10 protein-coding genes are annotated in these 12,045 nt (G+C 40.3%); 3 read left to right on the top strand and 7 right to left on the bottom strand.

Annotated elements, in window-relative coordinates:
• Positions 1–32: 32 nt before the first annotated feature.
• The 5 genes from HMPREF9075_RS11580 to HMPREF9075_RS11560 all read right to left on the bottom strand — a co-directional run bounded on the left by HMPREF9075_RS11580 (position 33) and on the right by HMPREF9075_RS11560 (position 5,001).
• Positions 33–1,943 (bottom strand): S9 family peptidase, encoded by a 1,911-nt coding sequence (locus HMPREF9075_RS11580; RefSeq protein WP_009416789.1) that lies wholly within the window; start codon positions 1,941–1,943, stop codon positions 33–35.
• Complete coding sequence (locus HMPREF9075_RS11575) at positions 1,943–3,070, bottom strand: heparan-alpha-glucosaminide N-acetyltransferase domain-containing protein (RefSeq protein ID WP_009416788.1); 1,128 nt, start codon at positions 3,068–3,070, stop codon at positions 1,943–1,945. Before HMPREF9075_RS11575 ends, HMPREF9075_RS11580 begins: the two co-directional genes overlap by 1 nt.
• 12 nt (positions 3,071–3,082) lie before the next feature.
• On the bottom strand, positions 3,083–3,610 hold the full coding sequence (gene rimM, locus HMPREF9075_RS11570; RefSeq protein WP_009416787.1) for a ribosome maturation factor RimM: 528 nt from the start codon (positions 3,608–3,610) through the stop codon (positions 3,083–3,085).
• Between the two features lie 2 nt (positions 3,611–3,612).
• A complete protein-coding gene (locus HMPREF9075_RS11565) occupies positions 3,613–4,143 on the bottom strand; it encodes a 30S ribosomal protein S16 (RefSeq protein WP_009416786.1) in 531 nt (176 codons plus the stop codon).
• A 138-nt stretch (positions 4,144–4,281) separates the two neighbouring features.
• Positions 4,282–5,001 carry a copper homeostasis protein CutC gene (locus tag HMPREF9075_RS11560; RefSeq protein ID WP_009416785.1) on the bottom strand — a complete coding sequence of 240 codons (720 nt, stop codon included), beginning with the start codon at positions 4,999–5,001 and terminating at the stop codon, positions 4,282–4,284.
• Between the two features lie 404 nt (positions 5,002–5,405).
• Here HMPREF9075_RS11560 and HMPREF9075_RS11555 point away from each other — a divergent pair, with 404 nt between their 5' ends.
• The 3 genes from HMPREF9075_RS11555 to HMPREF9075_RS11545 all read left to right on the top strand — a co-directional run bounded on the left by HMPREF9075_RS11555 (position 5,406) and on the right by HMPREF9075_RS11545 (position 10,797).
• Positions 5,406–7,367 carry a pilus assembly protein N-terminal domain-containing protein gene (locus HMPREF9075_RS11555; protein WP_009416783.1) on the top strand — a complete coding sequence of 654 codons (1,962 nt, stop codon included), beginning with the start codon at positions 5,406–5,408 and terminating at the stop codon, positions 7,365–7,367.
• Positions 7,368–7,373: 6 nt separating this feature from the next.
• Positions 7,374–8,249: a leucine-rich repeat domain-containing protein gene (locus tag HMPREF9075_RS11550; protein WP_009416782.1), complete on the top strand. Its 876-nt coding sequence runs from the start codon at positions 7,374–7,376 to the stop codon at positions 8,247–8,249.
• A 403-nt stretch (positions 8,250–8,652) separates the two neighbouring features.
• The gene (locus tag HMPREF9075_RS11545; RefSeq protein ID WP_009416781.1) at positions 8,653–10,797 is read left to right on the top strand and encodes a suppressor of fused domain protein; all 2,145 of its coding nucleotides are present in this window, start codon (positions 8,653–8,655) and stop codon (positions 10,795–10,797) included.
• Between the two features lie 80 nt (positions 10,798–10,877).
• Here HMPREF9075_RS11545 and HMPREF9075_RS11540 read toward each other — a convergent pair whose 3' ends face one another.
• Together HMPREF9075_RS11540 and HMPREF9075_RS11535 are read right to left on the bottom strand one after the other, a co-directional pair.
• The gene (locus HMPREF9075_RS11540) at positions 10,878–11,501 is read right to left on the bottom strand and encodes an L-threonylcarbamoyladenylate synthase (protein ID WP_009416780.1); all 624 of its coding nucleotides are present in this window, start codon (positions 11,499–11,501) and stop codon (positions 10,878–10,880) included.
• Positions 11,498–11,908: a PaaI family thioesterase gene (locus tag HMPREF9075_RS11535; protein WP_009416779.1), complete on the bottom strand. Its 411-nt coding sequence runs from the start codon at positions 11,906–11,908 to the stop codon at positions 11,498–11,500. Before HMPREF9075_RS11535 ends, HMPREF9075_RS11540 begins: the two co-directional genes overlap by 4 nt.
• Positions 11,909–12,045: the final 137 nt, after the last annotated feature.

Genomic DNA, 12,045 nt, shown 5'->3' with positions numbered 1-12,045 from the left:
GTTCAACCAGCTTTTTTATGGTTCTATATTTACTATTTAAGGGTTTCTTTTAGCCATCTGAAGAAAGTACGCTGCCATAATAGTCCGTTTTGAGGTTGCAATACCCAATGGTTCTCATCGGGGAAGTATAAAAGCTCACTCTTGATACCTCGCAATTGCGCTGCCGTAAAGGCTTGAAAACCTTGTTCTTCGGGTACACGATAGTCCTTTCCTCCGTGAATGATGAGTATAGGTGTATCCCACTCTGTTATTTTCTCTATTGGATTAAACTCCTTATATGATTTTTGCGCCACAGCATTCTCTTTTTCCCAATAAGCACCACCTATTTCGTGGTTGTTAAAGAAAAGCTCTTCGGTAGTGCCATACATACTTTGCAAGTTGAATACCCCACAATGCGCTATAAAGCTCTTAAATCGTTTCTGATGAATACCTGCCAAATAGTAGATAGAATACCCACCATAGCTAGCACCCACAGCGCCTAAACGTTCTTTATCTACGTAGGGCTCTTTAGCAATATCGTCTATTGCTGATAGATAATCGCGCATAGCTTGTCCGCCCCAGTCCCCACTGATTTGGGCATTCCATTCTACACCAAACCCTGGTAAGCCCCGTCTGTTGGGTGCGATGATTATATAGCCTTGTGAAGCCATTAGTTGGAAGTTCCACCTAAAACTGTAAAACTGACTTACGATTGATTGTGGACCTCCTTGGCAGTATAGTAGGGTAGGGTACTTCTTATTAGGGTCAAAGTCAGGAGGATAAATCACCCAAGCGTGCATATCCTTGCCGTCAGTAGTTTTAATAATGCGCTCTTTTATAGGACAATCAGCGATGCTTTTATAAGCCTCATCGTTAAAGTGCGAGAGTTGTTGCATAGTGTAGTAAGGCAACTTTTTCTTCTCTTTTAGGTTGATAGTAAATACCTCAGCCGCGTGATTCATAGTAGTACGCACCACTATCAATTTATCCCCCGATTGCCCTACTATCTGGTTTACGTCATATACCCCTTTAGTAAGCTGTTGGGGGGTAGTATCCTTGCCATAAACATCTACTACAAACAGCTGTTCAGTGCCTTGAGTAGGAGCAATCAGGTAAATCTGTTTGCCGTCATTGCTCCAGCGGTAGCTAAATATCGTGTTATCCCATTGGGCAGTGAGGTTGATGCGTTTGCCGTCTTTTAGTATGTAAAGGTCATTCTTGTCAGATTCATCGCCATCGTGTGCCATACTCAGCCACGCCAGTACCCCCTCTTTGCTGTACTGTGGGTTAGTGTCATAGCCCATCATTCCCTCCGTTAGGTTTCGGGTTTTCATTGTCTTGAGGTCATACTCATATATATCAGTATTAGTGCTGAGTACATACGCGGTGCCTGCTTTAGCTTTGGTTACATATAGCACTTTCTGCCCATCAGGACTCCATATATAGTCTTCAGCCCCTCCATAAGGCATTTGCGGACAGTAAAACGGCAGCCCCTCCATTAAATCTTTTTGCTTGCCCTCAGCATCTTCTGTAAATACGTGGTTGTATTTGCCTTCATTCCACGTATCCCAATGGCGGTGGTCAAGCCCATTATACAACTGCCCCGATGATTTAGACAAGTCTTCGTAAAAGTCCTTCCCCAGCACTTTGTTAATTTTCACCTCTTTATGAGTGAGCTTTAGGCTGCGGTCGGCATTGTATTTAGCAGTCAGTTTTTCTATTTCTGCTTCGCTTATTGGGATGGGTACCCCTCCCTTTACGGCTAATTTGTAGTACTCCTTCTTAAAAGTGTTTTCTGCTATATCGGGTGTACTTACGCTCAGCAATACGTATTGTTGGTCAGGGGTGAGCGCTATGGCACTCACGCGCTGCAATTGCCATAGTTTTTCAAGGGTAAGTGGTTGTGGTTGAGCATTTGCTATATAAGCCGTCATCATTACAAGTGTTGTAAATAGTTTTTTCATTATCTATTAGCTTTAATCATCATTTTTTTAGCAATAAAATGGTAGCATTCCACCAAAAACAACCATATTTCTTTTAGTACAAACCCAATACCTGCTTTTATAACAGGTTTTACTCGGTTGTACACCAAGGATATCAACACACACACTATTATAAAAATTGGAGCACCTATCACTACTTGGTAAGGTTTCAATTGCATTGCATAATGTTGTATAAGCCCATAGGAAGTAATACTACCATAAAGCAAAAAGCAGTGTATTACGTAGATAGAAAGTGTGTTTTGCCCTATGGTGCGTATAAACTTAGAGGTAATCACGTTGCGCATCAGTGTAAAGAAGCCAAAAACGAGCAGTACATTCCCCAATCGCAAATAAACAAAATCCTCCATCAATCGCTTAATAAATGAAGAATGCCCTATATAATAAAGTTGTTCTACTATATAATGAGATGCCCATAAGAGAAAAGCCCCCACCGAAAAAAACAACAGTATAGCATTTCTGTATAAGTGTTTATGGTGTTTATATTGCTGAAATAAGTACCCCATAAAGCCCCCAAACGATACGTAACCATACCAAGGAAATATCGTAAAGAGACTACCATTGTTATGAGTAAAGTAATTAGCAATAGGCAGCGGTAGCCAGCTAAATTTAAGCTCTTTATAAAAAGGTTCAAAGGTAAAAGCCAACAGCGTAGTAGTTATAAGTATTGTAGGCATTACCCACGATTTTCGGTTGTATGAAATAAGGTAAGTAGTGATGAGCATCAGTAGCGAAAGCCCTATACAGTGCAACACATCTACACTTTGAAAACTCATACGCAAAAGGTAAGCAATCCCAATGAGCATAAAACCACGCCTAATCCCTTTCTTTACACGTGGGTTACGCCAGCCCACTTTCGTAGCATCACTTTCTTTTACTAACAAGAAAGTGAATATAAAACCCGAAACGGTAAAGAACACAGGAGCCGTAATCCCTGTGCAGTAATACCAAAACCAAAAAATAGGATTCTTGAGGTCGCGATAACTATTGGCAAGTAGCCCATTCACAAAGTGCCCTTGCAACATCATACAGATAGCAAAAGCGCGGATTACATCTATAAAGTCAAGTCTAAATTTCTTAATCTGTTCCATAGTTGTATTTGTTTACTCCTCCTTGTATAGTTCAATAAGCCCTTCAGGAGTATTTACGGTAATTTTACGCCCTTCACGGTCTATTTTATCAAGAAAGTTTATAGGTATTAATATTTGGTGTTCAGCCTCATCTTCCACTTCAAAGAGGGGCTGCACTGTGTTGTCGTTTATGGCTGTAATTTTTCCCACATAACCATATTGGTTATCCATTACCTCAAAGCCAATCACTTCGTGGTAATAAAATTGATTACCCGTTAGGGTAGGCAGTGCCTCCAGCGGCAAGTAGATTTTGTGTTTCAGCAAGGCTTCAGCATCAGCTTCACTATCTACCTCCTCAAATTTTACACGCAATAGGTCTGATTTATGCAAAGTGCTTTTTTCAATAAAAAATGGAACCAAGTTATTGCCCAAAGCAATAAACACTGATTCCATTTCTTCATACATTTCAGGGTCATCAGAATCAAGTTTGATTAAGACTTCACCTCTAAAGCTAAATTTAGACACTATTGTTCCTATATAAAAACAATCGTTCAGTGTCATTCTTAAGCTTCAGTTTCTTGGGTTTCTGCAGCAGCTTCTCCTTCAGCTTGTTCAGCTGTAGCGGCAGCAGCAGCCTCAGCAGCTTTTGCAGCTGCATCGTTTTTACGTTTTTCGTTTGTTTCTTTTTCAGCGTCTAAGGCTTTAGCTTTCGCAGCTGCTTTCTCTTTAGCCAAACGTTCTTCTTTAGAAGATACTTTGTTGTTTTTAGCTTCTAGCCAAGCATTGAATTTTGCTTCAGCTTGTTCTTCAGTAAGCGCTCCTTTAGCTACACCACCCAATAAGTGATGTTTTAATAATACCCCTTTGTACGATAAAATACGGCGTGCAGTATCTGTAGGCTGTGCTCCGTTTTTCAACCATTGTACAGCAGCATCCACATTTAGCTCTATTTGTGCAGGATTGCTAATTGGGTTGTAAGTACCCAATTTTTCAAGGAATTTACCATCGCGTTTAGAGCGTGAGTTGGCAGCTACAATCCAATAGAATGGCTTGCCTTTTTTACCGTGACGTTGTAATCTAATTTTTACTGGCATAAAAAAATTTAATTTGTGAGGTGCTCGACCTCGTTATTAATTCGGGCGCAAAGATACAACTTTTTTATGATATAACAAGTTTTTCCACTGTTTTTTCTGTAAAATCCCATTTTAGCCCATTACCCGATTTTCTAATAATCAACCATTACCCATTATTTTTCGTATGATTTCCCTGTCAGAAACCCCACGCTTTTCTTCGTCCAGAAAGCGTTCTGTCATAAACGAAAAAGGTAGCTTAATCCCAGTAGACCCCAATACCATACCCGAAAAGTGTACTTCGCTAAAGCCTGCCGCTTTTATTTGCACAATACTTTCAGCATTAATACCCCCACCGGGCATAATCATAGGTTTCCCATTGCCTATGCGCTGTAGTTCTTTCAGCAAAGGAAGCCCCTCAATCGCCGATTTTTTACCTCCAGAGCTCAGAATCCGGTCTACCCCCAATTTTTTAAGCGTTTTTATTGCCACTATAGGGTCAGGAGTACAGTCAAAAGCACGGTGATAGATAAATTCCATAGTGCCTGCCGCTTCTTTCAGCTTAGCCGTACGCTCCACATCTATGGTATTGTCGTGTAATAATACCCCTGTTACCACCCCTTGGCAGCCCAATTCACGACAAAGAACAATATCCCGCAGCATCACGTCAAATTCCTCTTCGCTATAGGTAAAATCACCACTACGCGGACGTATCAGCACACAATTACCAATGCTCAGTTCGTCCATTACTTTTTTTATCAATCCGTAGCTGGGGGTAATACCACCCACCCCCAATTCGCTACACAATTCTATGCGAGTAGCACCCGCAGCTTCAGCATTCTTCGCCGACTCATATGAGTTGGCACAAATTTCATATATCATTTATTTAATCCTTAGTTTTTTTAGTAAAAGTTTTGATGCTACAAAAGTACAACTTTATTTTTGAATTAGCAAATTTCACTTCCCATTCCATAAGTCCGCCAATTCCACCCACAAGTCCCACCCGTCTTACAAGTCCCACAAATTCAAAATTCAAAATTCTTCTCTCGCACAAGTCCCACCCGTCTTACAAGTCCTACCTGTCCCACAATTCAAAATTCAAAATTCAAAATTCTTCTGAGCGAAGGTTGAGCGAAGGTTGAGCGAAGGTTGAGCGAAGGATGAGCGAAGGATGAGCGAAGGATAGCCCCCCAACAATAATAAACAAAAAAAGCTACTATTTATTTTGCCTATTTATAAATAAGGATTATCTTTGCACCGATTTTAAATTAATTTTATACGTCTTTATGAAAACCTTCAAATTGTTAACAGCAGGACTTGCTATTATTACCCTGCTATTCACATCTTGCAAAAAAGAAGAAGAAACGCAAGATGAAACTGCCAATCTCACTTTGGCTAAAACCTCACTTACTCTCAAAGTAGGTGAATATGAAAAAGTAGCTATCAAAACAGGTAATGGTACTTATACAGCTACTTCCAGCGATATTACTAAGGCTACAGTCACCTTAGTAAATAACGAACTTACCATTACTGCCCTTGCCGAAGGACTTGCTACAGTAACCGTAAGCGATGCCAAAAACCGCACTGCCGATATTAGCGTAAAGGTACTCGACCTAGTAGTACCTGGCGAACATATCACCCTGCTAAAAGGCAATACAGCTACGCGAACGATCTCCTTTGGTAATGACTATAAAGTGGCTACTACCGATGCTGCCATAGCTACAGCCACAATAGCCAACAACTTGCTTACTATCGAGGCTATCAGCAAAGGTAACGTTCTAGTTACTGTAAAAGACCTCGTGAGCGAAAAAGTACAAACCTTTAGTGTAACGGTAGAGAGCCAGCCACTTGCGCTTTCAGTAGCTACAGTAGCACTCACCAAAGGCGAAAAAGTAGCAGTAGCTATCGTCAGCGGTAATAGTTCTTACACCGTCAGTGTTGCCGATACTGCTGTAGCTGCAGCAACAGTCAGTGGTACTACAGTTACGGTTACAGGAGTAGGGGTAGGTACTACCAAAATTACAGTAAAAGATGCCGATGACAAAACCGCTGAACTTTCGGTTATAGTAAATGCCTTCTCTTTAACACTTGAAAGAAATGCAGTAGAAGTAAATGCCGATGCCGCTGTGGAAGTAGCAATTACAGCAGGTAATGGTAATTATACGCTACAAGTAGCCGATAATAGCAAAGCAACAGCTACTATTGTAGGCGATAAAGTGCGTATTGAAGGTAAAGCCGCAGGTACTACCAAAGTAACCGTAAAAGACAGTCAAAACAAAACCGCCGAAATCACAGTTACTGTAAAACCACGTGGTTTATCGCTTGAAAGAACCGCCCTTACTATCAATGCAGGCACTACTGCCGAAGTAGCAATTTTTAGTGGTAATGGTGGCTATACCGTTCAGGTAGCCGATAATAGCAAAGTTACCGCTTCAGTAGTAAATAACAAAGTGCGTATTGAAGCAAAAGCCGCAGGTACTACCAAAGTAACTGTAAAAGACAGCCAAAACAAAACTGCCGAAATTACAGTTACTGTAAAAGGTGCCGATTTAGAGCTTGCCAAAGCTAATGTAGAAGTAAATGTAGGCGCTACTGCTGAAGTAGCTATTGTAAAAGGAACCGCTCCTTATACAGTATCAGTCATAAACTCAAGCGTAGCCACTGCCCAAATAATAGGAGGCAATAAAGTGCGTATTGAAGGCAAAGCCGCAGGTACTACCAAAGTAACCGTAGGCGATGATCAGGCTAAACAAGCCTTCATAATGGTAACTGTAAAAGCCGCAAGCACCGATGACCTTTTTGATATAGTAGAAGGTGAGGATATCGAAGAAGAGGACTACAAAAATGAGCGTGTGATAGAAGTAAAAGGTTCAGCTTCAGCTATTAGTGGTGATATAGTACTGCCAGCACGTGGTACAGTCTTAGCCGATAACACTTTAGAATACAGCAGTGTTAGCTCAGTAGATTTTAACAATGTGAAAATCATAGGCGAAGGTGCTTTGCATAGTAGCCGTAACCTTACCAAAGTACTTTTGAGAAAGGTTACCAAAATTAAAAGTATGGCTTTTGCCGAATGTGACAAGCTAAAAGAAGTACGTTGCTATATGAATGTACCACCTACAGTAGAAAGTGATGCTTTTGATGGTATTGCCGAAGATGCAGTACTTTGGGTGCCTCGTGGTAAAAAAGGAGCTTACGAAGCAGTAGAGGCTTTCAGCAGTAGCTTTAGTGAAATCAAAGAAATGTAATAAACAATGAAAAAGGATAATTTGCTATACGTAATACTCTTTGTTGGCTTGAGCTTGTTCTCTTGCCAAAAAGACAAACCAACCGAGCAACCGCAACCTACCCCACCACCTGCCAAACAAGTATATGACCTTAAGCTGAGCACAACAACCCTCACCATAACCGAAGGCGAAGAAGACTGGGTGGTAATAGAAAGCGGAAATCCTGCCTATACAGTAACAGTTACCAATAGCAACATCGCTACCGCTGTAGTAACAGGTACTACAAGTGTTTCGGTACAAATTACAGCTATAGCAGAAGGAACAGCTACTATAGTAGTAAGCGATAGCCAGAGTAAAACCTTTGAGATAGGACTTATTGTAGAAGCTTCACCTTTTGAACTACAAGAGAGTGGGGGTGAGGTGATTTTAACACTAAAAGAAGGTGCCGAAATACCTTCAGGAGCTATAAAAATTCCTGCTAAAGCTACGGCAATAGACGATGAGGTATTTATGAGTAACATAGAAATTACCTCAGTGGAAATGCCCAATGTAAAACGCATAGGAAAACGAGCTTTTCGCGCTGCTGCCAACCTCAAAAAAATCGTACTAAAAGAAGTGCAACAAATAGAAGAACAAGCTTTCATCAGCTGCGGACTGAAAGAGCTAACGCTTCCTGCAACAGTAGAACGCATTGGGCGTATGGCGTTTATGAACAATAATGAACTGAAGAAAATAACAGTGCTAAACCCAACTCCTCCTGTTATTTACGGAAATACTTTTGCAGGCAATGTAACTATCAAGAAAAAACGCGAATTGTACGTACCTGAAAGTGCTTTGAAAGCCTACCAAGAGAACGAACAATGGAGCGCAAATTTTAGTACAATAAAAGCCATAAGCAAATAGTAACCCTATCAACCCTCTTTTTTGTACCCCACAGAGGCTGTCCGAAAAGTTTTAAAAGTATGATTGCGCCACACACTTTCTCAAACTTTCAAAGTTTGACAAAGTTAATTTCCCTGATAATCAATCACTTTTGATTCACATTGTAGGGGCGATTGGCAAATCGCCCTCACAAAACAAAACTTTTTGGACAGCCTCTTTATTATGCTAAAAGATTATATTTTATAAAAAAATGCTCAGGGAGAACCTGAGCATTATTAATATTATTTTTAAGTGCAGGGCACTGTGTTACAACAGGCGGGGCACTATATTCTGATGCAAAAATACATCTTTTTTTTATTCTTACAAAAAAACACAAATTATTAAAAAATAATACTTACCTTTGTGGCTTGATAAAAATAGTGTTATGACCGAACAACAAATTTTAAAAAAAATAGAAGTATGGAGTGATGAAGACGACATACAAGCCGTAGTAGATTTTATAGAAAGCCTATCAGTAGAAGATAAAACCCCCGAAGTGCTCAACGAGCTCGGGCGTGCCTATAACAACCTTTATTGGCTAAACCCTACCGAAGAAAACAAACACTATTTGCGCCGCGCTATAGAAGTATTTAAATATATAGAACCCGAATTAGGCAATACCGACTCTTGGAACTACCGCATCGGCTATTCCTACTTTTTCTTAGGTGATTTGCCCAATGCAAAATATTACTTGCAAAAAGATATTTCACAATGGGGTGGTACTACCCAAGAACTCCTCAACTTTATTGCCATAGCCGAAGAGAAAAACCTTTCTCTAAGCGAAGTAATGGAAGGAGGACAGGGCGGAATAGAGTTCGTATTAGAACGCTTCATCAATACCCTACAAGAATACGCACCCCAAATGCTGAAAAAGCTACGTACCAAAGCTACCAAAAAATCAATAGACACCCTCGAAAAACGCTTACAATTCTCCTTCCCCGAAAACTTTAAACAGCTACACCGTACTTTTGACGGACAAGAACCTGGTACTACATTCTTCTTTGGCAGACATACCTTCGTTGCTATAAACGAAATAGAACCCTTACAACAAGAGTGGCTTAACTTTGTGCTTACCCACTACGGCAAAAATTGGCAGCAAGTAACAATGCCCTCAGTACCCAAAGGCGTTGTGAAAAACCAATTATACAACCCCAAATGGCTGCCTATCATCAGCGTGCGCATCGGCGATGAAGATAAAGATGAAATACTAAGCTACATTTGTACCGACCTTGATAATGACTCAGAAGGCACCTATGGACAAATAATGGCAATAGTGATAGCCAAAGACCTCACCAAATGTAGCATTACCATATTAGCCGATGATCTTCAAGACTGGTTTGATTACTTTATAAGAAATATCAAAAACGGACTCTTCCAATATGACGAAGAAACCGATGACCTTATCATCCCCGCCGATCATTTAGAAGAGATACCCGTTTATTCCAAAGAAGAAAAGATAACGGTAGAACATTTCATAAAGAAAAAGTTCGGCAAGGTAAGCAAAGTACTACACGAAGAGTTAGCCCCCGATGTGTGGTGCGACATTTTAGTAGTAGCTCCTACTGCCCAACACAATTATTACACTCTCGTAACCAAAGATATGGGCGATTACCCTATGAACATACTTGCAGGAGACGATGAAACCGTAATCTGTGAAATGGTAATGCACTTGCCTCCCACTTGGAACAGCGAAAGCACAGCCGAAGAACACCGCAAACCTATAGAATGGATAAAAAAAGTAGTACAAATATCTTTAGAACAAGGGCTCTTCATTAGCAGAGGACATACTGTATTAGTAGAAAACGGAACACTAAAATCCGATAAATTTGCTTTCCTCTTGGCAGTACCTACTTTAGATAATGACGGCGAAGAACTTTGTTGTAATATAAGTAAGCACAAGTTTGTATTGTTCAATACCTTTGTGCCTATTTATACCGAAGAAATGTTATACCGCTGGGATAATGATGAAGAAGAACTATTGTCATTATTAGAAAATGACAAACAGCTAAACGATTTTATCATAGGCACTCCTTCACGTGCCAATCTATGTGCCAACTATGAGCCTATGATAGATACCACTCGTTTAGACAAGGTGCAGTGGGCATTCACCCAAGAGCCTTATTATAATATGGCGGATTTTTACGAAGCTTTTAAGCGTTATAATGACGATGTAGGAAATGATTTAGAAGATTTCAATCCCTTTGGCACTCTATTCCTTTCACCACGTGTAAAGGTACTTTATCAGGCACAGATAAAAGATGTAGGCGTACTAAACAGTTTTGAGTTCCTCACCAATGAAAACGCCCTTACCGAAGGCACTCCCGATGCCGAAGGCTTTTACGATGTACACATCGTAGCACAGCACGAAAGCGGCGATGGCGTTACCATAGGAGCATTAGAACTGCTATTCTTTATGCACAACACACTACACAATAAATATTTAGGCAAACGCATCTTCTTTAATGGTTTCGAGCTACAAGGCTATGAAAATGACGGCACCCCCGTTATATTTATATTGTGTAGTGATTAAGCCTTATAAAATTTTTATTACAATTACACCACACACTTTGGCAAACTTTCAAAGTTTGCCAAAGTTTTTTTATCTTGCTCCTAACCAACTACCGAAATATCCCCTTTGCCCTCACGCACCACCACAGGCACATCGCCCGAAAGGTCTATAACCGTAGAAGCCACATTATCACCATACCCCCCATCAATAACAATATCCACCTTATTTTGCCACTTCTCATAGATAAGTTCAGGGTCGGTAGTGTATTCTATAACATCATCTTCATCGTAAATAGAAGTAGATACGATAGGATTGCCCAGCCGCTCCACAATCAGCTGCGCAATAGCATTATCAGGCACGCGAATACCCACTGTTTTTTTCTTCTTAAAATCCTTAGGCAAATTGTTATTGCCCTGCATAATAAAAGTATAAGGACCAGGCAGCGCACGCTTTAGCAGCTTAAAAGTACTACTGTCTATTTGCTTCACATAATCCGAAAGATTCTTCAAGCTAGAGCACACGAATGAAAAATTAGCCTTTTCCAATTTCACCCCTTTGATGCGAGCAATCTTTTCCAGAGCCTTAGTATTTGTAATGTCGCAACCTAATCCGTAAACCGTATCTGTAGGGTAGATAATAAGCCCTCCATCGCGCAATACTTCTACGATTTTAGCAATCTCCTTTTCGTTAGGATTTTCGTTGTAAAGTTTTATGAATTGAGTCATATTTTAATAGTTGTAAATTTACAATAAGAGATAAGTTTGTTATCTTGGTTTGTAATATTGATTTCCCACAATTGTAGCGTGCGCCCCGCATTGATGCATTTTGCAGTAGCGAAAAGAGTGTCGCCTATTTTTCCAGAACGCAAATGGTTTGCACTTAGCTCAATACCCCGTATTTGCTCATTGGGTTTTCGGTGTAATAAGAAAGCAGCCACACTCCCTGCTGTTTCGGCAAGAGCAAGGGTAGCACCCCCGTGTAGCACCCCATCTATTTGCGTAACCTTATCCGTTACAGGCATCGTCATCACAAGGTAGTCTTCGCCCACTTCCGCAATCTCCATTTGCCACAGCCGCATCAGGTTGTTTTCAGGCAAAGTATCCCACTTCTGTTGTAAGTCTTGTTTATTCATTTTCACTAATAATCTGCCGCAAAGGTAACAAAAAATAAAAATAATTCGTACTTTTGCAGCAGATTAATTTATTTTTTATATTTTGACACGTTATCAAATCATCACATTCTTAGTAAGCATTTTCGTTCTCTACTTCC

The sequence above is a fragment of the Capnocytophaga sp. oral taxon 332 str. F0381 genome, assembly GCF_000318275.2.
In the GTDB taxonomy this organism is placed as follows: Bacteria; Bacteroidota; Bacteroidia; order Flavobacteriales; family Flavobacteriaceae; genus Capnocytophaga; species Capnocytophaga bilenii.
Note: the sequence above shows the minus strand (reverse complement) of the source record. Positions and strands in the feature narration are given on the sequence as shown.